The organism is Mycobacterium sp. Marseille-P9652, from assembly GCF_902652685.1.
Classification (GTDB): Bacteria; Actinomycetota; Actinomycetes; order Mycobacteriales; family Mycobacteriaceae; genus Mycobacterium.
Map to the genome: position 1 here is coordinate 1 of NZ_CACRUY010000005.1, position 26181 is coordinate 26181.

Annotated in this window: 23 protein-coding genes and 1 tRNA gene; 13 read left to right on the top strand and 11 right to left on the bottom strand. The window is 66.5% G+C overall.

Going from position 1 to position 26181, the window contains the following annotated elements; genetic code table 11:
• Positions 1–1165 (top strand): DUF4185 domain-containing protein (locus tag GPY60_RS04620; protein WP_197283530.1); only part of this gene is annotated, 1165 nt, incomplete at its 5' end.
• A 38-nt stretch (positions 1166–1203) separates the two neighbouring features.
• Here the strand turns inward: GPY60_RS04620 and GPY60_RS04625 are convergent.
• Positions 1204–1461, bottom strand: coding sequence for a hypothetical protein (locus GPY60_RS04625; protein ID WP_156686463.1), 258 nt, complete (start codon positions 1459–1461; stop codon positions 1204–1206).
• Between the two features lie 1818 nt (positions 1462–3279).
• Between GPY60_RS04625 and GPY60_RS04630 the strand changes: the two genes are divergently transcribed.
• Both GPY60_RS04630 and GPY60_RS26535 read left to right on the top strand, forming a co-directional pair.
• A complete protein-coding gene (locus GPY60_RS04630) occupies positions 3280–3954 on the top strand; it encodes a PE family protein (RefSeq protein ID WP_156686464.1) in 675 nt (224 codons plus the stop codon).
• Positions 3955–4064: 110 nt separating this feature from the next.
• Entirely contained in the window at positions 4065–4232 is a 168-nt protein-coding gene (locus GPY60_RS26535) for a hypothetical protein (protein WP_197283531.1), read from the top strand.
• Positions 4233–4435: 203 nt separating this feature from the next.
• Here GPY60_RS26535 and GPY60_RS04635 read toward each other — a convergent pair whose 3' ends face one another.
• Positions 4436–5128 (bottom strand): PE family protein, encoded by a 693-nt coding sequence (locus tag GPY60_RS04635; protein ID WP_156686465.1) that lies wholly within the window; start codon positions 5126–5128, stop codon positions 4436–4438.
• Between the two features lie 263 nt (positions 5129–5391).
• On the opposite strand from GPY60_RS04635, the gene GPY60_RS04640 reads away from it, so the two are divergent.
• Complete coding sequence (locus GPY60_RS04640; RefSeq protein ID WP_156686466.1) at positions 5392–6192, top strand: DUF4760 domain-containing protein; 801 nt, start codon at positions 5392–5394, stop codon at positions 6190–6192.
• Between the two features lie 248 nt (positions 6193–6440).
• Here GPY60_RS04640 and GPY60_RS04645 read toward each other — a convergent pair.
• The 6 genes from GPY60_RS04645 to GPY60_RS04670 all read right to left on the bottom strand — a co-directional run bounded on the left by GPY60_RS04645 (position 6441) and on the right by GPY60_RS04670 (position 11680).
• Positions 6441–6513 (bottom strand) — tRNA-Arg (locus tag GPY60_RS04645).
• Between the two features lie 41 nt (positions 6514–6554).
• Positions 6555–7379, bottom strand: coding sequence for an LLM class F420-dependent oxidoreductase (locus GPY60_RS04650; RefSeq protein WP_197283539.1), 825 nt, complete (start codon positions 7377–7379; stop codon positions 6555–6557).
• A gap of 20 nt (positions 7380–7399) precedes the next feature.
• The gene (locus GPY60_RS04655; protein ID WP_156686468.1) at positions 7400–8461 is read right to left on the bottom strand and encodes a poly-gamma-glutamate hydrolase family protein; all 1062 of its coding nucleotides are present in this window, start codon (positions 8459–8461) and stop codon (positions 7400–7402) included.
• The gene (locus GPY60_RS04660; RefSeq protein ID WP_370462646.1) at positions 8462–9703 is read right to left on the bottom strand and encodes an Nramp family divalent metal transporter; all 1242 of its coding nucleotides are present in this window, start codon (positions 9701–9703) and stop codon (positions 8462–8464) included.
• A 41-nt stretch (positions 9704–9744) separates the two neighbouring features.
• The gene (locus GPY60_RS04665; RefSeq protein ID WP_156686469.1) at positions 9745–10821 is read right to left on the bottom strand and encodes an NAD(P)H-dependent amine dehydrogenase family protein; all 1077 of its coding nucleotides are present in this window, start codon (positions 10819–10821) and stop codon (positions 9745–9747) included.
• 67 nt (positions 10822–10888) lie between these two features.
• Positions 10889–11680: an SDR family oxidoreductase gene (locus GPY60_RS04670; RefSeq protein ID WP_156686470.1), complete on the bottom strand. Its 792-nt coding sequence runs from the start codon at positions 11678–11680 to the stop codon at positions 10889–10891.
• Positions 11681–11959: 279 nt separating this feature from the next.
• Here GPY60_RS04670 and pstS point away from each other — a divergent pair, with 279 nt between their 5' ends.
• From pstS to pstA, 3 genes are read left to right on the top strand one after another with little or no spacing between them, the layout of a single operon-like run.
• Positions 11960–13081 (top strand): phosphate ABC transporter substrate-binding protein PstS, encoded by a 1122-nt coding sequence (gene pstS / locus GPY60_RS04675; RefSeq protein WP_156686471.1) that lies wholly within the window; start codon positions 11960–11962, stop codon positions 13079–13081.
• An 11-nt stretch (positions 13082–13092) separates the two neighbouring features.
• Complete coding sequence (gene pstC / locus GPY60_RS04680) at positions 13093–14085, top strand: phosphate ABC transporter permease subunit PstC (RefSeq protein WP_156686472.1); 993 nt, start codon at positions 13093–13095, stop codon at positions 14083–14085.
• 15 nt (positions 14086–14100) lie between these two features.
• Entirely contained in the window at positions 14101–15060 is a 960-nt protein-coding gene (pstA, locus tag GPY60_RS04685; RefSeq protein ID WP_156686473.1) for a phosphate ABC transporter permease PstA, read from the top strand.
• Between the two features lie 21 nt (positions 15061–15081).
• Here the strand turns inward: pstA and ku are convergent, their stop codons facing one another.
• Entirely contained in the window at positions 15082–16035 is a 954-nt protein-coding gene (ku, locus tag GPY60_RS04690) for a non-homologous end joining protein Ku (protein WP_156686474.1), read from the bottom strand.
• A 211-nt stretch (positions 16036–16246) separates the two neighbouring features.
• On the opposite strand from ku, the gene GPY60_RS04695 reads away from it, so the two are divergent.
• The 4 genes from GPY60_RS04695 (at position 16247) to GPY60_RS04710 (ending at position 19962) form a co-directional block, all read left to right on the top strand.
• Positions 16247–16810: a sigma-70 family RNA polymerase sigma factor gene (locus GPY60_RS04695; protein ID WP_156686475.1), complete on the top strand. Its 564-nt coding sequence runs from the start codon at positions 16247–16249 to the stop codon at positions 16808–16810.
• Positions 16807–17505, top strand: coding sequence for an anti-sigma factor (locus tag GPY60_RS04700; protein ID WP_156686476.1), 699 nt, complete (start codon positions 16807–16809; stop codon positions 17503–17505). Before GPY60_RS04695 ends, GPY60_RS04700 begins: the two co-directional genes overlap by 4 nt.
• Before the next feature lie 45 nt (positions 17506–17550).
• On the top strand, positions 17551–19269 hold the full coding sequence (locus tag GPY60_RS04705; RefSeq protein WP_156686477.1) for a cytochrome c biogenesis protein DipZ: 1719 nt from the start codon (positions 17551–17553) through the stop codon (positions 19267–19269).
• Between the two features lie 108 nt (positions 19270–19377).
• Positions 19378–19962 carry a fasciclin domain-containing protein gene (locus GPY60_RS04710; protein WP_156686478.1) on the top strand — a complete coding sequence of 195 codons (585 nt, stop codon included), beginning with the start codon at positions 19378–19380 and terminating at the stop codon, positions 19960–19962.
• 52 nt (positions 19963–20014) lie between these two features.
• On the opposite strand, the gene GPY60_RS04715 is transcribed toward GPY60_RS04710, so the two are convergent.
• Complete coding sequence (locus GPY60_RS04715; protein ID WP_156686479.1) at positions 20015–20938, bottom strand: carbohydrate kinase family protein; 924 nt, start codon at positions 20936–20938, stop codon at positions 20015–20017.
• Positions 20939–20988: 50 nt separating this feature from the next.
• Between GPY60_RS04715 and GPY60_RS04720 the strand changes: the two genes are divergently transcribed.
• Together GPY60_RS04720 and GPY60_RS04725 are read left to right on the top strand one after the other, a co-directional pair.
• Positions 20989–23256, top strand: coding sequence for an ATP-dependent DNA ligase (locus GPY60_RS04720; RefSeq protein WP_156686480.1), 2268 nt, complete (start codon positions 20989–20991; stop codon positions 23254–23256).
• Complete coding sequence (locus GPY60_RS04725) at positions 23253–25190, top strand: fumarylacetoacetate hydrolase family protein (protein ID WP_156686481.1); 1938 nt, start codon at positions 23253–23255, stop codon at positions 25188–25190. The genes GPY60_RS04720 and GPY60_RS04725 overlap by 4 nt, the downstream gene beginning before the upstream one ends.
• A 10-nt stretch (positions 25191–25200) precedes the next feature.
• On the opposite strand, the gene GPY60_RS04730 is transcribed toward GPY60_RS04725, so the two are convergent.
• Positions 25201–26118, bottom strand: a complete 918-nt coding sequence (locus GPY60_RS04730; RefSeq protein WP_156686482.1) for an SAM-dependent methyltransferase — start codon at positions 26116–26118, stop codon at positions 25201–25203.
• Positions 26119–26181 lie beyond the last annotated feature (63 nt).

A 26181-nucleotide genomic window follows, 5' to 3' on the forward strand; every position in this document is an offset into this window, starting at 1 on the left:
CACCCCCGGCATCCCGCAGTCGCCTAATGCCACGCAGCTGAACCCGAACGCGGCACCGGTGCAACCGCAGCCGGTCCCGCAACCGGCGCCGGCGGCCGCGCCGCCGCCCCCGGCCAACATCGCCGGGGCACCGACGTCACTGGTCGACTGGGTGACCGGGCCCAACGGCCCCAACAAGACCCTGGACCGCTTCGGCATCTCCGGCACCGACCTCGGGATCGCTTGGGACAACGGCGATTCCGCCAACCGGCAGGTGCTGATGGCGTTCGGCGACACCTTTGGCTACTGCAAGGTGCACGGCCAGCAGTGGCGATACAACACGCTCTTCCGCAGCTCTGACCATGATCTGTCGCACGGGATTCACATCGCCGATGGCGTGCCCAACAACAGGTACTCCGGCTCCCCGGTGTGGACCACCGGCCTTTCCAAGCAGGTCGTCAACACCATCCACAAGGCGGCGCACGAAACGGGAATCATTCCGACGGCTGGCATTTCGCTCGGCCGGACCCAGTACATGAGCTTCATGTCGATCAGGGAATGGGGCCGCGACGGCGAATGGAGCACGAACTATTCGGCGATCGCGCGGTCGCTCGACAACGGCGAGAACTGGGGGGTGTTCCCCGGCACCATCCGCACGGCCTCGGCCGACGCCGTCCCGGGAGCGGGTTTCACCCCGGGTAACGAGAACTTTCAGATGGGTGCGTTCATGAAGGGTAATGACGGTTACCTGTATCAGTTCGGCACCCCGTCGGGACGCGGCGGTGCCGCTTTCCTGTCGCGCGTTCCACCGGCCCAGTTGCCCGATCTCAGCAAGTACCAGTACTGGAACGGCGACAACGGCGGGCACTGGGTGGCGGCCAATCCCGGTGCGGCGACACCGCTTTGGCCCGGCCCGGTCGGGGAGATGTCGGCCCAGTACAACAACTATCTCAAGCAGTACCTGGTGCTCTACACCAACGGCGGCAGCAACGACGTCGTCGCAAGGACGGCGCCGTCACCGGAGGGGCCGTGGAGCCCGGAACAGCCGCTGGTGTCGGCGTTCTCGATGCCCGGTGGCATCTATGCGCCGATGATCCACCCGTGGTCGTCGGGCAAGGACCTGTACTTCAACCTGTCGCTGTGGTCGGCGTACGACGTCATGTTGATGCACACCGTCCTGCCCTAGCGGCCGCCGCGTGGGGACGCGACGGCTTTTGACCCCGGTTACCTCGCAGGTGCGGGGAGGCCCGGCAACAGGGCGGTGTGACCCCGCTCGAGTCCGCGGTGGATCTCGTCGAGCAGGACGGGACTGCCGGCCGGGGCCGTCTCGGTGCAACTACAGGTGAAGGTCCGGTACGGGTTCGACTGGTCGGCCAGGGGGTCCGGGTTGTCGGCGCTGGCCGGCGCCGCCTGCCCGAGACATAGGCCGAAACCGATGGCGGCGGCGAACAACGTCGTGGTGACCATTCGGCGGTATGTCACTTGGTCCTCCTGAGTTTCATAAATTGCGGGTAGGAAATATGGAAACGATATGAATTGCTCTGGGGCTTCGAATTATTGGAATGAGAAGTGACGCCGCGGCTCTGGCACTTCCCACTACCTCCATACCGGCTTGGACGCAGGCCGCGGGCCGCCAGTTCCGTGGTGTCTACGAGCCTGACGAGGCCGATTGCAACGCGTGCTTCCTCCTGTCAGACGCTGACCCGTGGCTCTTATTGATGCGCAACTCAACCGTACTTTCGGCAGTCCGCGGGTTCCATCCGGTTGTGGCGTCTCTGAGCATGCTCAAAGAAAAGCGCACACAATGGTTTGAACGCGTCATCAGCCGATACGGATTGACAGCGGTATCAGCAGTAGTTCCTATTCATTCGGCCATGCACCCAGTTCCGGCCGTTCTGGATGGACTGACCGCCTGACCGAATGTGTCATCCTCGGCCAATGACGCCGGGTGTCGCCCTGGTCAACCATGCGCAGCGCGCATAGATGTTCCGCCGCAGGCATTTTACCGTCGGTCGCCTTCCCCTTAGCGTGGAAATCATCGAGGCGACACCCACGCCGGGCCTCAACTTCGAGGCTGATTTCGATCATCGAAAGGCTATGACATGTCGAATCTGCGACACCGTTCGGTCGCGGGGGCCTCCCTGAGCGCCCTTGCCGCAGTGGCCTTCACGACAGGCGTGGCGGTGGCCCATGCGAACCCCAACGCTGGAGAAACGGATCCCACCCCGTACAGCGGATTGCTCTGCAAATGCGGGACGACGGCAGCGCCTGACGACCCCGCTTCTCGAGAGGGTATCGCGCGGGGGCTTCGAGAGGGTCACACCGCCTCGCTGCCTGGACTCGCACCTGCGAAGCGTGGCAACTAACTTTTGGGCACTCCAGGCGGGGGTGTTGGGCCGTAGAAGACGGGTTCGCTTTTTGTCTTGCGGTCGCACGGGTTGGGATGGTTGCGTCGGTGCGGGGAGGATGAATGGACGCTTTGTCTAATCTGCGGCGGGCGGACGCGTTTCTGACGGCGGCGCTCTGTTGCGTGGAGTACGCGGCGGCGCATTTGGACGGGGCGCGTAAGTCGCGGGCCGGTGAGCTGGGTGACTTGATAACTGAGGCTGCGCAGCACGGTTCGCGCCTGCGGACTTGTGTCGAAGGGGATATGCGCGCAGGGCTAGGCGCCGTCGGCAGATGATTTGTTGCGCCTGCTGACAAGGAGGCACCCGCGCGAGCGCGGCCATCTCAGGGCGTAAAGGCAACGTGCTACGGGACTTTCGGCGCTGGGTGCGCCGGCTTGCGACGCGTCCCCGCCGTAGGCGGGTTACGGCGATAGCCGTCTATGTGGCGGGGCGTGGACACGCACCCGGTCCCACGCGGCTTTGGGCCGCAGAACGCGAGAACTTCCATGGCATTCACGCACACCACCGTCACGTCCGCCGCCGCTTGGCGACGAGGCCGGCTGCGCCCACGACGTGGAGCCGCTCGTCAGGCGGTTGCAGGCGCTGGCCGCCGAAATCGAAGAACTGGCAGACCGTGAGAAATCGGATGGCCCGCCGGATGAAGTGTTGGCCCGCCGAGAAGCGAGGATGCGTCGGGGCGGGATGATGCCGCCTCTACGCGGTGAGCGGCGGACGCACGGCTGAGCCTCGGATGGAAGGGGTGTCAGCTGGTGAGAAGAAGCCCACTGGGGTGGCGGCTGCACCAATCGCGCCCTGACCTGCAACGATGGGTCGAAAGTCCCTAGTGGGCATGACAGGTCCGCGCGATGATTTCCTCCTGATCAGTCGGTGACGACGGGGCGGGAGCATAGAGATGTCTGCGGTGATGGCGACTCCGGACCTGATGGTTCAAGCGGCAAGGGACTTGGCGAGTGTTGGTTCAACGGTCAACGCGGCGCACCTGTTAGCCGCTGCCCCGACCGTCGCGGTGCTGCCCGCTGCCGCCGATGAGGTGTCGGCGGGTATCGCGCACCTGTTCTCCGGTTACGCCCAGGACTATCAGGCGCTAGCCGGGAAGGCGGCGGCGTTTCAGGATCAGTTCGTGCAGCATTTGACTGCCAGCGCGGGCGCGTATGCCAGTGCTGAGGCCGCCAACATCGCGTCATTGGTGAAGCCCTTGACAGCGATTGCGACACCGATTGCCGCTGCTGCCACAACCGCACAGAACGTGTTGAATGATTTAATAACACCTTTAGTGATGAACATTCAAGGTATCGTGGCTACGGTCGCGCTTCCACTAGTTATTTCGGGTTTTATTGCCTGGCTTATAGCAGATATCTTTGCAATAAGTTTAGCGGAAATCGCCACGAATGTAATAGCGTCGAACGCATTGTTGAGCTTGGTAGCGAACACTTTGATCGACGCGATAAACCCACTGTTCACGACGACCTTCCCCGTTCTAGGCCAACTGGTTCACTCTACCGGCAACATACTTTTCTTTCCGGTGCTTCTTCTACGGACATTGCTCTTTAATCAGCCATCGTTCTAACCGATAGATGGCCGTCGCACCAGTTCGTGATGGCCGGATGCACGGCTGAAGGGCAGGTGGTCGTCGCCCCGCGACGGTGCGAATTTCGCTTGGGGGAGTAGAAATAGCGCATGGCCAAACACGCTGTACTCGTGGCGTACGTCCTGACGATGATCGTGGTAGTCGTCGGTGTCGACGTGCTGTTGTTTCGCCACCACTTTTGGCCGCGCCTGATGGTCAACGTCGGGATCGTGCTGGTTTTCGGGGCGTTCTATCTGCGATTCGTGCGCCGAGCGTAGGCGGCTGGGCCTCGACAACCTGTGAGCCGTTTTCGGGCCGTGGCGAGCGTAGAGGGCGGGGGGCGACCCTGCGACGCTCTGAGCCGCCGCCTCGGTGGCAGCGGGGGTGCGCCTGGATATGTAATCAGACCGAGATCCGCGAGGTTAGAGACTCGGTGAGGTCCGTTGTTGTTTTGGCTTCACGCGGCTTTTTCCGACGGGCCTCACCACTTTATATGGCTGCTAAAGTCTTGTAGAGCAAGCAGCGGAAAGAAAATTGTATTATAGGTTGACTGGACGAGTTGTCCTAGAATTGGAAATGTCGTAAAAAACGGCGTAAACAGTGGGGTCATCGCGTCGATCAAAGCGCTCGTTACTAAACCAGAGAACGGGATCGACGCTATCATGTTAGTGAGGATTTGCCCTAAAGCGATCAGGAAAAAGTCTGCGAACAACCAAGCAATAAAACCCGAAATAATTATTGGAATCGCCACCGTAGCCACGATACCTTGCATGATACCTTGAATGTTCGTTACTGCAGGCGCTATTAAATCATTCAACACGTTCTGCGCGGCTGTGGCAGCAGCGGCAACCGGTGCCGCAATCGCCGTCGAAGGCTTCACCAATGACGCGATGTTGGCGGCCTCAGCACTGACGTAGGCGCCCGCAGCCGCAGTCAGGTGCTGCACGAACTGGTCCTGAAACGCCGCCGCCTTCCCGGCCAGCGCCTGATAGTCCTGGGCGTAACCGGAGAACAGGTGCGCGATACCCGCCGACACCTCATCAGCAGCCGCAGGCAGCAGGGAAACAGTCGGGGCAGCGGCCATCATATGCGCCGCGTTGACCGTTGAACCAATACTCGCCACGTTGGCTGCCGCCGCTTCCATCAGCTCCGGCGTCGCGATCACAGCCGACATCTTGATCCTCCTGCCCGGTCTCTTCATCGACTGATCGGTAGGACGTAGGACGGATTGTGGCCGCGAGCCGTCAAATCCAACTAGGGACTTTCGCCCTCTATGGTCGGGCCTAAAATCATGCACACGTCGCCCGGTGACGAGTTCCTCGTACTGCTTGAACGATGGCGAAATTGTCCAATTTCACTTACTTGCGTCGTTGCGCGGAGACCCGCGTTGTCAAATCGCCGCCCTAGCAGACTGTTACCGAGTTAGAGTCCGGCGGTATGGCCGACGGGGGCAAGTCGACGCGGTGGAGTCGTTGGTGGGCAAAGATCAAGAATGCCAAGGTGGGGTGGTCTGTTGCCGCGCTCTCGGCGCTGTTCGCCGTCGCCTTCGGGGTTATCGCAGGCGTCCAGTGCGTTGAACTGCAAAGCCGCTACATATCAATACCCACGGATCCTGTAGGCCCGAACTGGGCCGACATAGTGACGGCTATTTCGACCTTCGTGTTGGCGATTGGGGCGATTCTCGCCCTCGGCGCGATCCGTGAAGCGAGATTCGCTCGCAACGCGACTCAAATGACCGATTTGTCGAGGCGATGGGACGAAGAATCGAGATTGCAAGTGCGTCAGAAAGTTCACGAATACGCCCGAAACGGTTTGCCGCGCAGATTGGTTCGGTGTCCAACGCCTTTTGGAATTCGTGGCTGGACTGTTCGCGGTGGGGTTGCTCACGCGCCCGAAGGGCCGGATCGACTCAAGGAATGCATCGAGAAGTTGATGCAAGAGAACGGCCTTGAATACCGGGAGCTTTTGACCGAGGCGAACTTCCTGGAGGACCTCGCAATCATGGTTCAGCGTGGTGGCATTGATTTCGACATCGTGAATAAATCACTGGGTGCTTCGATCCCATACCGATGGAGCTTGTGGAAGCCCACGGCTTATTGGTTGCGTGATGAGATAACCAAGGATCGCACCACTTTCAAGGAGTTTGAGGGTCTCGCGAAGAAAATTGCCAGGACAAATTCCGACGCAGTCAAAGTCGATCTAGATGGCAACATCGTATGGGAAGGGTTCAGGGATTAGGGGCAAAGCCGAGCCTTTTACACTTGCCGAACCGGACAACGACGCCGTGATGGTCTGGTCGTACAGCTTTCAGGTGGTACGGCCGGGGGAGCAGGCAGTCGAACGGCCTCGGTAAAGCCCGACCCAGCGGAGCCGTATCCGCAGCAAATCAAACGACGGGCCGCGCGGCACGGGCGGATCACACATAGATCACACACCGCCCTCGGCCCATCCCGCGAAAATAGCCTCTGAGCTGCGCGAATGTGCTGTGCCCCCGGCAGGATTCGAACCTGCGACACCGGCTTTAGGAGAGCCGTGCTCTATCCCCTGAGCTACGAGGGCGGACGCGCCGAGCTTACCGGCCGGCGGCTTGCGCGACCTATTCAGCGCAGCTCGGCGATCACCTTCGCGAAGGCGTCCAGGTGGTTGTCCTGCACGGTGAAGCTTGACAGCCCGTACTTCTCGCGCAGCCCCGACAGCGTGTCGGCCATCTCGCGGGGCGACCCGGCGAGCACAGACGGCATCGACAGCAACTGCTCGTCGGAAAGGTCGGGCGCGTACTGGCGGGTCATGCGGAGGTCGGGGGCGCTCTCGCCTTCGGGCGGCATGGCGGTGATCACCATGTTGAGTTCCTGGGCGTCGAACCGGTCGCCGGCGGCGTCGCGGACGAAGGCGATGCGTTCGGCCAGCGGGTCGTCGACGTCGCGCACCCGGGCGCCGGTCAGGCCGATGATGTCGGCGTTCCGGGCGGCCAGCCGCAGCACCCGGTCGCCGTTGCCGGCGATGAGGATCGGCGTCTTGGGGTGGTGTTCCTTCAGGTAGCTCGTCATGTGCGCGAGGTAGTCGACCCGCGCCCCGGCGCTGGGGTACGGCAGTTCGGCGGCCTCGAACTCTTCCTTGACGTAGCCGGTGCCCAGCCCGATCTCGAGCCGGCCGTCGCTGAGGACGTCGAGCGCCTGGCAGTCCCGGCTCAGCAGCGCCGGCTTGTAGAAGGCGGCGTTGAGCACGTACATGCTCAGGCGGATGGTCGTCGTGACCATTGCCACCGCCGTCAGCGTCGGGAAGGGCGCCGCCGCTCCGAGATGGTCTGGGACGCACAGGATGTCGTACCCGAGGTCTTCGGCTCGCTTCACCTTGTCGACCAGCGCCGCGCGCGACTTGATGAACCGCATACTCAGTCCGAAGCGAAAATCCTTGGCCATCAACAACCTCCGTTCACTCAAAACAGCTACCAACAGCGAGCCGCGTCCGCCAGCCCGCGGACCAGGGTGCCGGTGACCGGCGACAGGCCGTCGGCGCCCGGGAGTGGACTGCGCGGGCTGAGCCCCCTGACCCGCGCGGGCAGTTCGAGCTGGGCGCCCCCGCCGCGCACCCGGTTGACCGGGTTGCGCGGGTGCAGGCCGCGCAGTTCGGGCGGGATCTGGTCGAGCTCGGTGACGACTTGATAGCCCGGCAGCCGAACGTGGCGCGCGAGATGGGCGGCCAGCGCGCGGTTGCGACCGCCGGCCAGCAGTTGGGTGCCGCGCCCGATTCGGCCGTAGCCGTGCAACGACACCGCCACGTCGACGTGGTCGAGAAACTCTGCGAGGCAGAGAGATTCGGCGGGATCGAACGAAGACGACGAAAGGTGATGCGGATAGCCATCGGGGTGGCGAACGACGTAGACCGACGCGCCGACCGACTCGGCGGCGCGCTCGGCGATCACGTCCGTCATCTGTTCCAGGCCGCCGCCGTGAATGGCGAGAAAGCCAAAACGCGAACGCAGCCGGCTGAACTCGACCACCCCTGCTTCGCGCAGCAATTCCGAAAGAGACGTCGGGGCAACCGTATTCGTTGACCGCATTACCGGCTTTGGCCAGCGCGCCGGATCCCAGCGGCGCAGGAAGTCGACCCAGCGCTGCGGCAGCCCGTGGTGCAGGGCGCCGTCGATGATCCGGGGCAGGTAGCCCGGCCGGGGCGGCCCCGGCGTGACCCGGTGGTCGATGTAGACCCAGGCCGGTGACGACCCCGCGTCGGTGTGCACGACGAGCTCGTCGCGCCGGTAGCGCACGGGGACGCCTTCGGCGTTGTCCAGTGCCGCCAGGTCGTCGTCGGACACCTGCCAGAGCACCCCGTGCACCTGATTGCCGGCAAACGGCTCGACGGTGGCCACCCCGCGCTCGTTGATCAACCAGTCGTGATCCGACAGCACCGCCGGGCGTGGGTCGGCGGCGTGGGGGCAACGCAGCGCCATTTGCCGGACGCACAGGTTCGACCCGTATGCGAAGTAGAGGTGCCGGCGGGCCGGCATTCAGCCGGTCACCGTCAGCCAGATCAGCACCATGTTAAGCAGACTAATCATTATTCCGACGGCCCAGCCAACAACCGTCGTGACGGGATGGTTGGTGTCGCTCCCCATCAGGGCGCGGTCGCTGGTCAGCCTGACCAGGGGAAGAACCGCGAACGGTATCCCGAACGACAGCACGACCTGGGAGAGCACCAGCGTCCGCGTCGGGTCGACACCGACGGCAAGAATGATCAACGCGGGGCACAGCGTGACCAGGCGTCGCAGCAGCATGGGAATCGACCGGTGCAGCAGGCCCTGCATGATCATGGCGCCCGCGTAGGACCCGACCGATGACGACGCCAACCCGGACGCGAGCAGCCCGATCGCAAAGAGCACCGCAATAGTCGGGCCGAGCGTGTCGTGAATCGCGGAGTACGCGCCGTCGATGGAGGCGGCGACGCCGCGATGCTGCAGGTTGATGGCGGCGACGAGCAGCATCGCCGCGTTGACCGTTCCGGCGACAGCCATGGCCAGCACGACGTCGAGGCGGGTCACCCGCAGCAGCAGGCGGCGATGCTGGCCCTCGGCGGGATGGCCGTGCCGGTCGAGGACCAGGCCGGAATGCAGGTACACCGCGTGCGGCATCACCGTCGCGCCCAGGATGGCCGCGGCCAGCAGCACGCTCTCGGTCCCACGGAACCGGGGGACCAGCCCGCCGAGCATCTCACCGGTCGTGGGCGTTTTGACGAAGAAGCTCGCCGCGAACCCGATGGCGATGACGAGCAGCAGCCCGGTGATGACGCGCTCGAAGATGATCTGGCCGCGCCGGTCCTGGATCGCCAGGAGCAGCAGCGACACGGCCCCGGTGATGACGCCGCCCAGCAGCAGCGGCAGGCCGAACAGGATGCGCAGGGCGATGGCTCCGCCGACGATCTCGGCCATGTCGGTAGCGATCGCGACGAGTTCTGCCTGGGCCCAGTAGGTGAGCCGGACGGGGCGGCTCATCCGCCTGGCGATCGCCGCGGGCAACGACCGGCCGGTCACCAGCCCGAGCTTCGCCGACAGGTACTGCACGAGGCCGGCCAGCACGTTGGCCACCACGATGACCCATAACAGCAGGTAGCCGTACTGCGCGCCGGAGCTGACGTTGGCCGCGACGTTGCCGGGGTCGACGTAGGCGATGGCCGCGACGAAGGCCGGTCCGAGCAGGTACCAACTTTCCTTGAGCGAGGCCCCGGTGCCCTGCGCCAACGTGTCGACCCTCAATTCCTATTACCGAATAGAAAAGTGAGGGTAGCCGAAGTGGGTCACCCGGGAACGTACAGCCCCTTGCCCGTGACCAGCGGCAGGTCGAGGGTCGTCACGATCCCGGGCGCCGCGGCCACCACCGCCGGGATGGCGTTGACGACGCGCATCGCGGTGGCGACCAGCCCGGCGTGGTTGTGGTCGCCCTTGCGGCTGCTCAGGCAGACGTCCATCGCGTAGGACGGCTCGCCGGTGATCTCGATGCGGTAGGACCCGCCGGGCTGGGCGGGCTGGGGCCAGTCGGGGCACAGGTCTTCGCGCAGCCGGGTGACGTGTTCGAGCACGACGACGGGGTCGCCGTTGACCATGCCGAACACCTCGAAGCGCAGGGCGGCGGCGGTGCCCTTGGCGATGTGGCCCGAGGCGATGTCGAAGTCCTCGGGGGCGGGTTCCCGCACGTATTCCTCGGCGATGGAATCGAGTTCGACGCCCAAGCCCGCGGCCAACTGGCGCACCACCGAACCCCATGCCAGGCTCAGCACGCCCGTCTGCAGCAGCATCGGGATTTCGTCGAGGGGCTTGCCGAAGCCCATCACGTCGAACATGACGGTGGCGCTGTCGTAGGTGGCGTAGTCGACGATCTCCATGCAGCGGATCTGCTGGATGCTCTGGCAGGTGCCGGCCAGCGCCAGCGGCAGCAGGTCGTTGGCGAAGCCGGGGTCGATGCCGTTGACGTAGAGGCTCGAATTGCCTTCGCGGGCGGCGTCTTCCAGCGGCTTGACGAGGTCGTCCGGAATAACCTGCCACGGGTATTGGAGGAAGACGGGGCCGCTTCCGACGATATTGACGCCGGCGGCCAGGACGCGGCGGTAGTCCTCGAGCGCTTCCGGCAGGCGGTTGTCGGCCATGGCGTTGTAGACCGCGCACTGCGGCCCGGTGGCCAGCACGGCGTCCAGGTCGGTGCTGGCGAGCACACCGGTCGACTCCGACAGGCCGGCGAGCTCGGCCGCGTCCTTACCGGCCTTGGCCTCCGAGGACACCCAAACCCCGGTGAGCTCGAACTCCGGGTTGGTGATCAGTGCCCGCAGCGCGTGGATGCCGACGTTGCCGGTGCCCAGTTGGACGACGGGAATGGGCATGAGGGGCTCCTTAGGGGGATCGGTCAAGGGCGCGAGCTGGGGGTGTCTGCTCGCGGGTCATCGGGGCTTAAAGGTCGGGGACGGGGATGTCGAGGTTCGGGTAGGTGAGGCCGCCGTCGACCTCCAGCGTCTTACCGGTCAGGAAGCTGCCCGCGGGCGACGCCAAATACACTGCGGCCGCGGCGATGTCGACGGGGTCACCCAGGCGGCGCATCGGAGTCGCCTTCTCCATCGGCGCGCGCAGCTCGTCGTTGGAGGCCACCACGTCCAGCGCCGAGGTCAGGATCGAGCCCGGCGCGATCGCGTTGACCCGGATTCGCGGGCACAGGTCGAGTGCCGCCAGCCGCGTGTAGTGGGCCAGCGCCGCCTTGGCCGTGCCGTAGGCGGCGAACCCGCGCCCGGCCAACCGCCCCATGGTGGAGGTGATGTTGATGATGCTGCCGCCGCCGGAGTGCTCGAGCATCAGCGGCACCGCCGCGACCGTCAGCGCGTGGGCTGTCGCGACGTTGAAGGTGAAGGCGTCCTTGAGGTCCTTGGTCGAGGTGGTGAGCAGCGTGTTCGGCATCGTGCCGCCCACGTTGTTGACCACGATGTCCAGGCGTCCGAACGCCTCGACCGCCTGACCGGCAAGCTCGGCGGTCGACTCGGGATGCGCCAGGTCGGCCGCGACCACGTGCGCCCGGCGCCCCGCGGCGCGAACCTGTTCGGCGACGGCTTCTAGTTGGGATTCCGTGCGCGACGCGATGAGCACGTCCGCACCGGCCTCGGCGAACGCCTGCGCGATGGCCGCCCCCAGGCCACGCCCGCCACCGGTGATGACGGCGACTTTGTCGTCGAGACGGAACCTGTCAAGGATCATTGCGGCCTCTCTTCGTCGAGTTCTCCGCCGCCACGTTAGCAAGCGCGACGCCCGGCATCACGACCATTCTGAAACACGTTCTAGTCCCCGCGGGAGAGGGTATGGATCCGAAAGCGCGTTCGAAGGCGGGGCACGCGCGGGCGGTGCCATCTCGGCGACAGTTATTCGCCCACCGTTAACCTTGTTGCTGTTAGCTTCTTGGCTGCGAGAGTACGGCTGGTTTTGCGGGCCGCAGCCCACAGGCGGCGGCGTCGGTCATCCCTACTGTGAGGAATTGAGTTGAAAATCAACCGAATTGGCGCCGCAATGACTGTCCTGGCCACCGGTGCGCTGGTGTTGTCGGGGTGTGGAAGTGACAACACGAACCAAGGAAGTGGGTCGTCGGGCGCGCCCTCCGGCAGCTCGTCGGGCAATGTGAGCTGCGGTGGGAAGAAGACGCTCAAGGCCAGCGGGTCGACGGCCCAGGCCAACGCGATGACGCGCTTCGTTAACGCGTTCGAGCAGGCCTGCCCCGGTCAGACCCTGAACTACACCGCCAATGGTTCGGGCGCCGGCATCAGCGAATTCAACGGCAATCAAACGGATTTCGGCGGATCGGACTCGCCTCTGGCCCCCAATGAGTACGCCGCCGCCCAGCAGCGCTGCGGCTCGCCGGCGTGGAACCTGCCGGTGGTCTTCGGCCCGATCGCCATCACCTACAACGTCAAGGGCGTGACGTCGCTGAGCCTGGACGGCCCGACGGCGGCCAAGATCTTCAACGGAGCGATCACCACCTGGAACGACCCGGCGATCCAGAACCTCAATGCGGGGGTCACCCTGCCCGCCGAGCCGATCCACGTGGTCTTCCGTAACGACCAGTCGGGGACCACCGACAACTTCCAGAAGTACCTCGACGCCGCGTCCAACGGCGCATGGGGCAAGGGCGCCGGTAAGACGTTCAACGGCGGCGTCGGCGAGGGCGCCAAGGGCAACGACGGCACCTCGGCGGCGATCAAGGCCACCGAGGGATCGATCACCTACAACGAGTGGTCGTTCGCCAAGGCCCAGAACCTGAACATGGCCAAGATCGTCACCCCCGCGGGTCCCGATGCCGTCGCGATCTCCGCCGACTCGGTCGGCAAGACGATCTCCGGCGCCACCGTCAAGGGGCAGGGCAACGACCTGGTGCTCGACACCAACTCGTTCTACAAGCCGACGCAGGCCGGGTCGTATCCGATCGTGCTGGCGACATACGAAATCGTCTGCTCGAAGTATCCTGACTCCCAGGTCGGCACGGCGGTGAAGGCGTTCCTGCAGAGCACCATCGGGGCGGGCCAGAACGGCCTGGCCGACAACGGATACATTCCGATTCCGGACTCGTTCAAAGGCAAGCTATCGACGGCGATCAACGCCATCACATGATTCGAGGTGTCATGGGCCAGGGAACGGTGGACGCTCCGTCGACCGTGAGAAGCCCTGAGCCCAGGTCGATAAGGGCCGGCACCTCCCGGCAGGGCGACCGATTGTTCAAGTGGTTCGCCGCCTCGGCCGGGCTGACGATCATCTTCACGATCGTGATGATCGCGGTGTTCCTGTTGATTCGCGCCGTCCCGTCGCTGCGCGCCAACCACGCGAACTTCTTCACCAGCGCCGAGTTCAACACCACCAGCGCAACCCACCTGGCGTTCGGTATCCGGGACCTGTTCATGGTCACGGTGCTGAGTTCCATAACCGCCCTGGTGCTGGCTGTGCCGGTCGCGGTCGGGATCGCGCTCTTCCTGACCCAATACGCGCCGAAACGGCTCGCGCGTCCGTTCGCCGCAATGGTCGACTTGCTGGCCGCGGTGCCGTCGATCATCTTCGGGCTGTGGGGCATCTTCGTGCTGGCGCCCAAGCTCGAACCGGTCGCGGAGTTCCTCAATCGCAACCTTGGCTGGTTGTTCCTGTTCAGCCAGGGCAACGTCTCCCTGGCCGGCGGCGGCACCATCTTCACCGCCGGCATCGTGCTCTCGGTGATGATCCTGCCGATCGTCACCTCGGTGTCACGCGAGGTGTTCCGGCAGACTCCGCCCATTCAGATGGAAGCGGCGCAGGCGCTGGGCGCCACGAAGTGGGAGGTGGTGCGGATGACCGTGCTGCCGTTCGGTCGTAGCGGCGTCATCGCCGCGTCGATGCTGGGGCTGGGCCGCGCGCTTGGCGAGACCGTTGCGGTGTTGATCATCCTGCGCTCGGCCGCCCGGGCCGGCCATTGGTCGCTGTTCGACGGTGGCTACACCTTTGCGTCGAAGATCGCCTCCGCGGCGGCCGAGTTCAGCGAGCCGCTGCCCACCGGGGCCTACATCGCCGCGGGCTTCGCGCTGTTCGTGCTGACGTTCATCGTGAACGCCCTGGCCCGCTCGGTCGCGGGCGGCAAGGTCAACGCATGACCGGCGCCGGCGACGATGCCGCGCACAGCGGTGAGGTGGGGGTACCACCCGCTCGCGGGGGAAAGCGGCGCCGTGACCTCTGACATTCTCGACCGGCCCGTCAAAAACGCGGCGTTCGCGCCCGTCAGCCTTCGGCGGCGGATCACCAACAATGCCGCGACGACCTTCTTTGTCACCTCGTTCATCGCCGCCTTGGTGCCGCTGATCTGGGTTCTCGGCGTAGTGGTGGTGAGGGGTTGGTACGGCGTCACCCGTTCGGGCTGGTGGACGCACTCGCTACACGGCGTGCTGCCCGAGCAATTCGCCGGCGGGGTGTATCACGCCCTGTACGGCACGATCGTGCAGGCGGGGATGGCCGCGCTGCTCTCGGTCCCGCTGGGGCTGATGACGGCGGTGTTCCTGGTGGAATACGGCTCGGGCCGGCTGGTGCGGCTGACGACCTTCATGGTCGACGTGCTGGCCGGGGTGCCCTCGATCGTGGCGGCGCTGTTCATCTTCAGCCTCTGGATCGCCACGTTGGGGTTCGAGCAGAGTTCCTTCGCGGTGTCGCTGGCGTTGGTCTTGCTGATGTTGCCGGTGGTGGTGCGCTCCACCGAGGAGATGCTTCGGCTGGTCCCCGACGACCTCCGCGAGGCCAGCTACGCGCTCGGCGTACCGAAGTGGAAGACCATCCTGCGGATCGTCTTCCCGATCGCGATGCCGGGCATCGTCTCCGGCATCCTGCTGTCGATCGCCCGCGTCATCGGCGAAACGGCGCCGGTGCTGGTGCTTGTCGGATACAGCCGCTCGATCAATATGGACATCTTCCACGGCAACATGGCCTCGCTGCCGCTGCTGATCTACACCGAACTGACCAACCCCGAGCACGCCGGATTCCTGCGGATCTGGGGTGCGGCGTTCACGCTGATCATCATCGTCGCCGTCATCAACCTGACCGCCGCGGTGTTCCGCTTGATATCGAACCGGCGGCGCTGAGCGCGTCGGCCGAATCCCGGGTCAGCTTTTCGAGGCCGCCGCTGAGCGGGCCTTCTTCGCCGGCGCCTTCTTGGCCGCGGCGGTCTTCTTGGCGGGCGCCTTCTTCGCCGTGGCGCTCTTCTTGGCGGGGGCTTGCTTCGCGGGTGCCTTGTCCGCGGAGGCCTTCTTGGCGGCACCGTCCCCGCCGGAACGCGCGCGGACGCTGGCCTCGAGTTTGGCCAGCAGGTCCGAGACGTCCTCCGTCTCGTCGAGCTCCTTGGGTTGTTCCTCGGACGTGAACGCCTCGCCGCCTTCGAGTTTCGCCTCGATGAGCTCGTGCAGCTGTTCCTGGTAGGTGTCGTGGTAGCGGTCGGGGTTGAAGTCCTCGGCCATGGACTCGACGACCTGCCCGGCCATCTTGAGCTCGGCGGGCCGGATCTCCACCTCCTTGTCCAGCACCGGGAAGTCGGGATCACGGATCTCGTCGGGCCAGAGCAGGGTGTGCACCATCATCACGTCGCGTTTGCCGAAGTCCTTGACCCGCAACGCGGCCAACCGTGTCTTGTTGCGCAGCGTGAAGTGCACGATCGCCATCCGGTCGGTCTCGGCGAGTGTCTTGGCAAGCAGCACATACGATTTCGACGACTTCGAGTCCGGCTCCAGGAAGTAGCTGCGGTCGAACAACATCGGGTCGACCTCGCTTGCCGGTACGAATTCCAGCACCTCGATCTCGCGGCTGCGCTCCTCGGGCAGCGTGGCGATGTCGTCGTCGGTGATGATCACCGTCTGGCCGTCGTCGGATTCGAACGCCCGGGCGATGTCGCGGTATTCGACCACCTCGCCGTCGACCTCGCACACGCGCTGGTACCGGATGCGGCCGTTGTCCTTGGCGTGCACCTGATGGAACTTGATGTCGTGGTCCTGGGTCGCGCTGTACACCTTGACCGGGACGTTGACCAGCCCGAACGCGATCGAACCCTTCCAGATGGAGCGCATGTAAGTCAGTATGCCCGCAGCGGGGTGCCCCTAACAGCACGCCGCGGCCGCGGCAATCCGAGCGGCGGGCGGCTTCGAATACCCGACGTGGGACGACAGGACGGTCAAATGCCGGGGCTCGCGACGGCGGCGCCCCGCGCCTCCGCCTGGATCGGCGCGGATATGGCAACCGGGGGCATATCCGCGACTGCTGACGATAGGCTACCGATCGATGACCGGAACCGTGAGGCAGAGCAACGAGCTGGAGGCCCTGCTGCGCGACGTCGCGCGGGGGGACCGAGCCGCCTTCGCCGCCGTGTACGACCTCACCAGGAGCCGCGTGTATGGGCTGGTGTTGCGTGTGCTGCGGGATCCCGGATACAGCGAGGAGACCACCCAGGAGATCTACCTGGAGGTGTGGCGGTCCGCGTCGGCCTACGATCCCAGCAAAGGCTCGGCGCTGGCCTGGCTGCTGACCATGGCACACCGGCGCGCGATCGATCGAGTGCGCTCGGAGGAGGCGGGCAGCAGGCGGGAGAATCGCTACCTCGCCTCGAACGCCGACCCGGCCGGCGACGTCGTCAGCGAGGCGGCGATCGCCGGCGACGAGCGCAGGCGGGTGACCGACTGTCTGGGTGGGTTGACCGACGCCCAGCGCCAGTGCATCCAGTTGGCGTACTACGACGGGCTGACGTACAGCGAAGTGTCGCAGCGGTTGGCCGTGAATTTGTCGACGATCAAGTCGCGCATGCGCGATGCGCTGCGCGGCCTGCGTAACTGCCTGGACGTGTCATGACCGAACCGACCGAATTCGAACTGCTCGAGCTGGCGACGCCGTACGCGTTGAACGCCCTGTCCGACGACGAGCGCGCCACCATCGACGAGCGGTTGGCGTCGGCCCCGCGGGCGCTGGCGGCGGCCTTCGACGAGGAGGTCCGCGCCGTCCGCGAGACCATGGCGGTGGTCTCGGCGGCGACGGCGGCGGAGCCGCCCGCACGCCTGCGCGCCGCGACGCTCGGTGCCGTGGGTTCCGAAGGCGGTCGTCGATCCCGTTGGCGCACCGCGGCTGTGGCGGCCGCGGCCGCGGCTGTGGTGGCGGGTGGAATTGCGTTCGGCATCGGCGTCCTGACGCGTCCCCACACGCAATCGACGGTGGCCGAACAGGTCCTGGCGGCGCCCGATGTCCGCACGGTGTCCGGCTCGCTCGGCAGCGGGACGGCGACGGTGGTGTTCTCCCATGACCGCAACGCCGGTGTGCTCGTGATGAATAATGTCCCGCCGCCCTCGCCGGGGACCGTCTATCAGATGTGGCTGATCGGCGCGAACGGGCCGACGTCGGCGGGCACCATGGACACGGCGTCGGTGGCGCCGTCGACGACTGCAACGCTGACCAACCTCGGATCGTCGAAGGCATTGGCGTTCACCGTCGAGCCGGGTAATGGGTCCACCCAGCCGACCGGCAAGGTGTTGGCCGAGCTGCCCCTGCGCTGAAGCCTTCTCGCCCGTCCGCGGCGGCCTCGGCGCCGAATACCAAATGTGTTTACTCTCGCGCTCATTGGGTTCGTCGGCGGCCTGATCACCGGGGTTTCGCCGTGCATACTGCCGGTGCTGCCGGTGATCTTCTTCGCGGGGGCCCAAGCGCCCACCGGCGAGACGGCGTCGCCGCGCGAGCGAGCACGATCGAATGCGTTGCGGCCCTTCCGGATCGTCGGCGGCCTGGTGCTCAGCTTCAGCCTGGTCACGCTGGCCGGGTCGGCGGCCCTGTCACTGCTGCATCTGCCGCAGGACGCGATTCGCTGGGTGGCGCTGGGCGCGCTGGTCGCGATCGGCCTGGGCCTGATCTTTCCGGCGGTCGAACGCCTCCTGGAGCGGCCCTTCGCACGCATCCCGCAGAAGCGGATCGCGGCGCGCGGAGACGGCTTTGTGCTCGGGCTGGCGCTCGGCGCGCTCTACGTGCCCTGCGCGGGACCCGTGCTGGCCGCGATAGTCGTGGCCGGTGCCACGTCGTCCATCGGGCCGGGCACCGCGGTGCTGACGGGCGCGTTCGCCCTCGGGGCCGCGCTGCCGCTGCTGGCCTTTGCACTGGCCGGCCAACGGATCACGCAGCGGGTCAGTGCCTTCCGGCGCAATCAACGTCCCACCCGCATCGCGGCGGGACTCGTCATGATCCTGCTGGCGGTCGCGTTGGTGTTCGACGTGCCTGCGGTGCTGCAGCGGCTCGTTCCGGATTACACCAGCGCGGCACAGGAAAGGTTCGCCGGTGACCGGCGGGTGCGAGAGAAGCTGAAGCTCGGCGGCATCGTCAACGACCAGAACGCCCAGCTCTCCAACTGCAGCGCCGGGGCGACCCAGCTCGAAAACTGCGGTCCCGCACCCGAACTCAAGGGCATCGCGGAGTGGCTCAACACACCCGGGGACAAACCGGTCGACCTGGCGTCCCTACGGGGAAAGGTGGTACTGGTGGACTTCTGGGCGTACTCGTGCATCAACTGCCAACGCGCCATTCCGCACGTCGTCGGCTGGTACAACGCCTACCGGGAGCACGGCTTCGAAGTGATAGGCGTGCACACCCCGGAGTACGCGTTCGAAAGGGTGGCCGGCAACGTCGCCAAAGGCGCCGCGGATCTGGGGATCCGGTATCCCATTGCGCTGGACAACGGTTACTCCACGTGGACGAACTACCGCAACCGTTACTGGCCGGCGGAATACCTCATCGATGCTAAGGGACAGGTCCGGCACATCGAGTTCGGCGAAGGCGGTTACCACGACACCGAGAACCTGATCCGGCAGTTGCTCGTCGACGCGGATCCGGGGGTGCGGCTACCCGCTCCGGTGGACGGGGCCGTCCTCACGCCGCGCGAGCAGACCACCCCCGAGACCTACTTCGGCGTGGGCAAGGTCGTGAACTACGGCGGTGGTGGTCTGTATGACGAAGGGACGGCAACGTTCGCCTACCCACCGTCGCTCGCCGCCGACAGCTTTGCGCTCAGCGGGCCCTGGGCGCTCGATTACCAGGGCGCGACGGCCCAGAGCGCACAGTCCGGCGTCCGCCTGAATTACCACGCCAAGGACGTCTACGTCGTCGCCGGTGGAACCGGGACCCTCACCGTGAGGCGTGACGGCCGCTCCACCACGGTGCCGATCGACGGGCCGCCGACGTCCCACGCGATCGTCTCCGGTGACCGCCTGGAATCCGGCACGCTCGAGGTGCGGCCCACGCCGGGTTTGCAGCTCTTTTCCTTCACGTACGGCTGACGGGAAGCGAATTTCCGTGCGGCACCGATCCGGAACGGCCGTTGCTCCGAATCACCCGTGTAATCGACGGCGAGAGCCGCCGTCGCAAGTATGAGGAGACCAGAAGCGATGAAAGCACTCAAAACGTCTATCGCCGCAATAGGACTCGCGGCGGCGACCACGGTGGGGCTGTCGGTGACTACGGCGCCGACGGCCGCGGCGGCCGACTTGGTGGGCCCGGGATGCGCGGACTACGCGGCCCAGAACCCCACCGGCCCAGCGTCGGTCCAGGGGATGTCGCAGGTGCCGGTCGCCGTGGCGGCGTCGAACAACCCGATGCTCAAGACCCTGACGTCGGCGCTTTCGGGTCAGCTCAACCCGCAGGTGAACCTCGTCGACACGCTGAACAACGGTCAGTACACCGTGTTCGCGCCCACCGATGCGGCCTTCGGCAAGCTGCCGGCGTCGACGATCGACCAGCTGAAGACCGACTCGAACCTGCTCACGAAGATCCTGACCTACCACGTGGTGCAGGGGCAGGTGAGCCCGGCCAAGGTCATCGGCTCGCACAAGACGCTGCAGGGCGCGAGTGTGAACGTGACCGGCCAGGGCAACAACCTGAACGTCAACAATGCCGGCGTGGTGTGTGGCGGCGTTCCCACCGCCAACGCGACCGTGTACCTGATCGACACGGTCCTCATGCCACCGGCCTGACCGGTGACGGACGGCGGTCGCTCGCGCGCACTCGGGCCGCGCGGGCGACCGCTTAACCGTCTCTTGCCAATTCGCTCCGAGCTGCGTCCCGCGCCGCTCGATCCGGCAGGTCGGCACCGGCCCTTGTGACCGTCAGCGCCGACGACAGCATCGCCGCGTCGAGCGCGGTCCTGAGCTGCCCGAGCGATATTTCGCGCAGCGTCCCGCGACGGCGGGCACCAAGCAATCCCAGTTCCCAGAGCGCGTCGATCAGACCGGCCATGAACGCATCGCCGGCGCCGACGGTGTCGACCACCCGGACCGGCCGCGCGGCCACCCGCACCTCGCCGGCCGCACACAATGCGATCGCCCCGCGCTCGCCCCTCGTCACCGCCACGATCGCCGGTCCCGATTCCAACCAACGTCGTGCGACCGCTTCCGGTTCGCGGCCGGGATAGAGCAAATCCAGATCCTCGTCGCTCGCCTTCACGACATCGCTTGAGAGCGCCATGCTTTCGAGACGTGCGCGTGCGACGTCCGGGTCGATGATCAGTGACGGTCGCACATTCGGGTCGAAGGTGATCGTCGCCGACGCGCGGAACTTGTCGACCAGCGTGGCGACCGTCGCGCATCCCGGCTCGCGCACGGCGGCAATCGATCCGGTGTGCACGAAAAGCGGCCGTTCGACGTCCGCTGCGTCCGGGAGCCGCCAGTCGATGTCGAAAGCGTAGGTGGCCGAACCGTCTCCGGCGATCGTGGCCGCCGCGGTCGGCGTCCGCTCGGCCGCGACGCTTCCCGCGAGCAGCCGTGCGCCGGAGGTGTCGATGTGGTCACGGATTCGGCGGCCGCGTTCGTCGTCGGCGATGTGGGTCAGGAAGTCGACTCCGCGGCCCAGTCGGGCGAGGCCGACGGCCACGTTGAGCGGGCTTCCGCCGACATGCTCGACGGCGCCGACGACGTCGATCAGCGCCTCGCCGATTACCAGACCGCGGGTCATGGCTTTCACCCCCTGCCTGCCGGAGGACGTAAGTTGAGCTTATGAGGTCTGTGGCTTCAAAGGCGGAGGCGCGGGTCAAGCTGACCAACGCCGACAAGGTGTTGTACCCCGCCACCGGGACCACCAAAGGCGACGTCTTCGACTACTACACCGGCATCGCCGAGGTGATGATCCCCCACATCGCGGGCCGGGCGGTCACCCGCAAGCGGTGGCCCAACGGCGTCGAACAGGAATCGTTCTTCGAAAAGCAACTCGCATCCTCGGCGCCCGATTGGCTGCCCCGCGCCAGTGTCACCCACCGCTCCGGGACGACGACCTATCCCATCATCGACACGCCCGAAGGGCTCGCGTGGATCGCGCAGCAGGCCGCGCTGGAGGTGCACGTCCCGCAGTGGCGGTTCGTCCGCGAATGGACGCGCAGCCGCGCGGAAGAAGTGAAGCCGGGCCCCGCGACGCGACTGGTGTTCGACCTCGACCCCGGCGAGGGCGTGACCATGGCCCAACTCTGCGAAGTGGCGCACGCCGTAAGGGAACTGATCAGCGGCATCGGTCTGACCACCTACCCGCTCACCAGTGGCAGCAAGGGGCTGCACCTCTACACTCCGCTGCAGGAGCCGGTGAGCAGCAACGGTGCCACTGTGCTGGCCAAACGCGTTGCGCAGCAACTGGAAAAGACCATGCCCAAGCTGGTGACGTCCACCATGACCAAGAGTCTGCGCGCGGGCAAGGTGTTCCTGGACTGGAGCCAGAACAACGGCTCCAAGACCACGATCGCGCCGTACTCGCTGCGCGGGCGCGAGCAGCCCACGGTTGCGGCGCCGCGCACGTGGGAAGAACTCGAGGACGCCGGCGTGCGCCAGTTGCGCTTAGACGAGGTGCTGGCCCGGGTGGCGCGCGACGGGGACCTGCTCGAGCCGCTGGACCGCGACGCCCCCGTGCCCGACCGGCTGAGCAAGTACCGCAGCATGCGCGACGCCACCAAGACCCCCGAGCCGGTCCCCGCGACGAAACCGGCCAGTGGACAAGGTAATTCATTCGTGATCCAGGAGCACCACGCCCGCCGGCTGCACTACGACTTCCGGCTGGAAAAGGACGGCGTCCTGGTGTCATGGGCGGTGCCCAAGAACCTGCCCGAGTCCACGTCGGTGAACCACCTCGCGGTCCACACCGAGGACCATCCCCTGGAGTACGGCGGTTTCGAGGGCCTCATCCCCAAGGGGGAATACGGGGCGGGCAAGGTGATCATCTGGGACGCGGGCACCTACGACGCCGAGAAGTTCAACGAGGACGAGGTGATCGTCAACCTGCACGGCAGCCGAATCACGGGCCGCTACGCGCTGATTCAGACCAACGGCAATCAGTGGCTGGCCCATCGGATGAAGGATCAGCACGCCTTCGACATCGACGACATCAAGCCAATGCTCGCCACGCACGGCTCGGTGGCTGGGCTCAAGGCCCGCCAGTGGGCCTTCGAGGGCAAGTGGGACGGCTACCGGCTGCTGGCCGAACTCGACCACGGCGACGTGCGGCTGCGGTCGCGCCGCGGGCGCGACGTCACCAAGGAGTACCCCCAATTCGCCGCGCTCGCGGCCGATCTGGCCGACCACCACGTCGTCCTCGACGGCGAGGCCGTGGTTCTCGATGCCAAGGGCGTGCCCAGCTTCCACGCGATGCAGAACCGCGGTCGCGGCAGCCACGTTGAGTTCTGGGCCTACGACCTGCTGTACCTGGACGGCCGCTCGCTGCTGCGCGCCAAGTACTCCGACCGGCGAAAGCTGCTGGAAACCCTCGCCGCGGGAAGCGACCTCATCGTCCCCCCGCTGCTGCCCGGCGACGGCCCGCAGGCCCTGGAACACTCCGCCGGCCACGGCTGGGAGGGCGTGGTGGCCAAGCGGCGCGATTCCACCTATCAGCCCGGGCGGCGATCGGCGTCGTGGATCAAGGACAAGCATTGGAACACACAGGAAGTCGTTATCGGCGGATGGAAGGCCGGCGAGGGCGGCCGGACGAGCGGCATCGGCTCCCTGGTCCTGGGCATCCCCGGCCCGGACGGGCTGCGGTTCGCCGGACGCGTCGGCACCGGCTTCACCGAACGCGACCTCGCAAACCTCAAGCAGACGCTCGCGCCGCTGCACACCGACACATCACCGTTTGACCCGCCGCTGCCGCGGGCCGAGGCCAGGGGAGTCACGTACGTCGAGCCGGTGCTGGTGGGTGAGGTGCGCTACAGCGAGTGGACACCGGACAACCGGTTACGCCAATCGAGTTGGCGCGGGCTGCGCCCCGACAAGGACCCCAGTGAGGTGGTGCGCGAATGAAATGGGTTACCTACCAGAGCGACACGGGTGAGCGCACCGGCGTGCTGTCCGATGACACCATCCATGCCGCGCCGCCGGGAGTGACGCTGCTCGACCTCGTCGCCCGCGGGGCCGACGGGCTGCACGAGGCCGGGGAGGAGGCGCTGCGCTCCCCGTCGGAGACAGTGCCCGTGGCCGCGGCGCGGTTGCTCGCGCCGATCCCACGCCCGCCGTCGATCCGGGACTCGCTGTGCTTCCTGGACCATATGCGCAACTGCCAGGCCGCCATGGGCGGCGGGCGGGTGCTGGCCGACACCTGGTACCGGGTCCCCGCGTTCTACTTCGCCTGCCCGGCAACGGTGCTGGGCCCGTACGACGACGCCCCCACCGCGCCCGGGAGCGCCTGGCAGGACTTCGAATTGGAGATCGCGGCAATCATCGGGACGGGTGGAAAGGACCTGACGGTCGACGAAGCCGAACGCGCGATCATCGGCTACACCATCTTCAACGACTGGTCGGCGCGCGACCTGCAGCAGCTCGAGGGCCAGCTCGCGATCGGCCAGGGCAAGGGCAAGGACAGCGGCGTCACGCTCGGCCCCTACCTGGTGACGCCGGACGAGCTGGAACTTCATCGCCGTGACGGCAGGCTCGACCTGCGGGTCGAGGCACTCGTCAACGACCGGGTGATCGGTTCGGGGTCCACCGCCCAGATGGACTGGACCTTCGGCGAAGTCATCTCCTACGTCTCGCGAGGGGTGCCGTTGCGTCCCGGCGACGTCATCGGCTCCGGCACGGTGCCGACCTGCACGCTCGTCGAGCACCTCAATCCCGCTGCGCGGGAATCGTTTCCCGGCTGGCTGCACGACGGCGACGTCGTCACGCTGCGGGTGCAGGGGCTGGGCGAAACCCGCCAGACCGTGCGCGCCGCCGGCGCGCCGCATCCGCTGCCCGCCCGGCAGAACCCCGACGCGAAGCCCGCCGCGCCCCGCATCAACCGGGCTCCCGCGCGGGTGCGGTACACCCGCGGGCTGCACGAGGTCGCCGAGAAGGTCTGGGCGTGGACGCTGCCGGATGGTGGCTACGGGTGGAGCAACGCCGGACTCGTCGCCGGCGACGGGGCGTCGCTGCTCGTGGACACGCTGTTCGACCTCGCACTGACCCGCGAAATGCTCACGGCCATGCGGCAAGTCACGTCGTCGGCGCCCATCACCGACGCGCTGATCACCCACTCCAACGGCGACCACACCCACGGCAACCAACTGCTCGACGCGTCGGTGCGGATCATCGCCGCCGAAGGCACGGCCGAGGAGATCGCGCACGGGATGAAACCGGAGATGCTGGCCATGGCGCAGACCGCCAACCTCGGCCCCGTCGCGACCCCCTACGTGCGGGACCGCTTCGGGCACTTCGACTTCAGCGGCATCACCGTCCGCAACGCCGACCTGACGTTCGACCGCGACCTGACCATCGACGTGGGCGGCCGCCGAGTGGAGTTGCTCAACCTCGGCCCGGCGCACACCGCCGCCGACTCGGTGGTGCACGTCCCCGACGCGGGTGTGCTGTTCGGCGGGGACCTGCTGTTCATCGGGTGCACCCCGATCGTGTGGGCCGGCCCGATCGACAACTGGATCGCCGCGTGCGACACGATGATCGCCCTGGACGCGCCGATCGTCGTCCCGGGCCACGGACCGGTCACCGACCCCGACGGAATCCGTTCGGTGCGAAGTTATCTCGCGCACGTGTCGGAGCAGGCCGAGGCCGCTCACCAGCGGGGCCTGTCGTGGTCCGAGGCCGCCGACACCATCGACCTCGGCGAATACGCGACCTGGCTCGACGCCGAGCGCGTCGTCGTCAACGTCTACCAGCGCTACCGCGAACTCGACCCGGCCACCCCGCAACTGGAGGCGATGGCGCTGCTCGCCATGCAGGCGGAGTGGCTCGCCAAGCGTGGCTGATCGTTCGGCGTTAGACGCGGATGGCCCTGACGAAGCTGATGGTGGATGAGGGCACCTGGTGCTGGGCCTCCCCGAGTTCGGGCAGCGCGGCGGCGGCGAACAGGTCGGTGAGTCCGTAGCGGGTGGTCTCCCACCCGTTGGCGTCCATGTGGGCGGCGACGTCGGTGTGCTCGCCGGGATAGGTCAGGTCGGCGATGTCCATGTCGAGGCCCTGGCGTCGCCAGCCCTCCGTCATCCGTCGCGCCTGCTCCTGTGACTGCGCCGAGGAGCCGGTGACGCTGCCGTAGTCGGCGGCGAACCGGCTGCCCTCGCTGGACAGCGGGATGATCGAGTCCAGCAGCCGGATCTCCGCCTCGGGTGGCAGGAAGCCGATCAGAACGCCCTCGGCGAGCCACGCCGTGGGCTGGGCGGGGTCGAAGCCGGCCTCCTGCAGCGCCGCCGGCCAGTCGTCGCGAAGGTCGATCCCCACGGTGCGGAGCTCGGCGGTCGGGGCCGCGCCGATCTGGGCCAGCGTCGCTGTCTTGAACGCGATGACCTCCGGCTGGTCGATCTCGTAGACCGTCGTCCCCACCGGCCAGGCGAGCCGATAGGAGCGGGCGTCGAGCCCCGACGCGACGATCACCACCTGCTGCAGGCCCGCGAGGCCGGCGGCGGCGAGGTAGTCGTCGAAGAACCGTGCGCGGGCCGCGAACGTATCGACCATGCGCGGGAATCCGATGCCCTCCTCGAGGTCGGCGAGATCGATCTCGCCCGTGGCCACCCGAGTGAACACGTCGAGCCCCACCGCGCGGACCAAGGGTTCGGCCAACTCGTCCGTGACGACCGGTTGCGGGCATCGGCTGGCGGCCGCGCGGGCCGCGGCGACCATGGTCGCGGTGGCTCCCACGCTGCTCGCCAGGTCCCAGGTGTCGCCCTCGGTTCGTGCCATCGTCTCTCCTTCGCATTAGTCGCCGACCCGAATCCACCGTAGGTCGGCCCGGAGAACAGCCAC

What these genes read in the sequence shown, in the direction of transcription:
- GPY60_RS04630 (WP_156686464.1), top strand. Translation starts at nt 3,280, where the DNA reads ATGTCTGCGGTGATGGCGACTCCGGACCTGATGGTTCAAGCGGCAAGG.
- GPY60_RS26535 (WP_197283531.1), top strand. Translation starts at nt 4,065, where the DNA reads ATGGCCAAACACGCTGTACTCGTGGCGTACGTCCTGACGATGATCGTG.
- GPY60_RS04635 (WP_156686465.1), bottom strand. Translation starts at nt 5,128, where the DNA reads ATGTCGGCTGTGATCGCGACGCCGGAGCTGATGGAAGCGGCGGCAGCC.
- GPY60_RS04640 (WP_156686466.1), top strand. Translation starts at nt 5,392, where the DNA reads ATGGCCGACGGGGGCAAGTCGACGCGGTGGAGTCGTTGGTGGGCAAAG.
- GPY60_RS04655 (WP_156686468.1), bottom strand. Translation starts at nt 8,461, where the DNA reads ATGCCGGCCCGCCGGCACCTCTACTTCGCATACGGGTCGAACCTGTGC.
- GPY60_RS04665 (WP_156686469.1), bottom strand. Translation starts at nt 10,821, where the DNA reads ATGCCCATTCCCGTCGTCCAACTGGGCACCGGCAACGTCGGCATCCAC.
- GPY60_RS04670 (WP_156686470.1), bottom strand. Translation starts at nt 11,680, where the DNA reads ATGATCCTTGACAGGTTCCGTCTCGACGACAAAGTCGCCGTCATCACC.
- pstC (WP_156686472.1), top strand. Translation starts at nt 13,093, where the DNA reads ATGGGCCAGGGAACGGTGGACGCTCCGTCGACCGTGAGAAGCCCTGAG.
- pstA (WP_156686473.1), top strand. Translation starts at nt 14,101, where the DNA reads ATGCCGCGCACAGCGGTGAGGTGGGGGTACCACCCGCTCGCGGGGGAA.
- ku (WP_156686474.1), bottom strand. Translation starts at nt 16,035, where the DNA reads ATGCGCTCCATCTGGAAGGGTTCGATCGCGTTCGGGCTGGTCAACGTC.
- GPY60_RS04695 (WP_156686475.1), top strand. Translation starts at nt 16,247, where the DNA reads ATGACCGGAACCGTGAGGCAGAGCAACGAGCTGGAGGCCCTGCTGCGC.
- GPY60_RS04700 (WP_156686476.1), top strand. Translation starts at nt 16,807, where the DNA reads ATGACCGAACCGACCGAATTCGAACTGCTCGAGCTGGCGACGCCGTAC.
- GPY60_RS04710 (WP_156686478.1), top strand. Translation starts at nt 19,378, where the DNA reads ATGAAAGCACTCAAAACGTCTATCGCCGCAATAGGACTCGCGGCGGCG.
- GPY60_RS04715 (WP_156686479.1), bottom strand. Translation starts at nt 20,938, where the DNA reads ATGACCCGCGGTCTGGTAATCGGCGAGGCGCTGATCGACGTCGTCGGC.
- GPY60_RS04725 (WP_156686481.1), top strand. Translation starts at nt 23,253, where the DNA reads ATGAAATGGGTTACCTACCAGAGCGACACGGGTGAGCGCACCGGCGTG.
- GPY60_RS04730 (WP_156686482.1), bottom strand. Translation starts at nt 26,118, where the DNA reads ATGGCACGAACCGAGGGCGACACCTGGGACCTGGCGAGCAGCGTGGGA.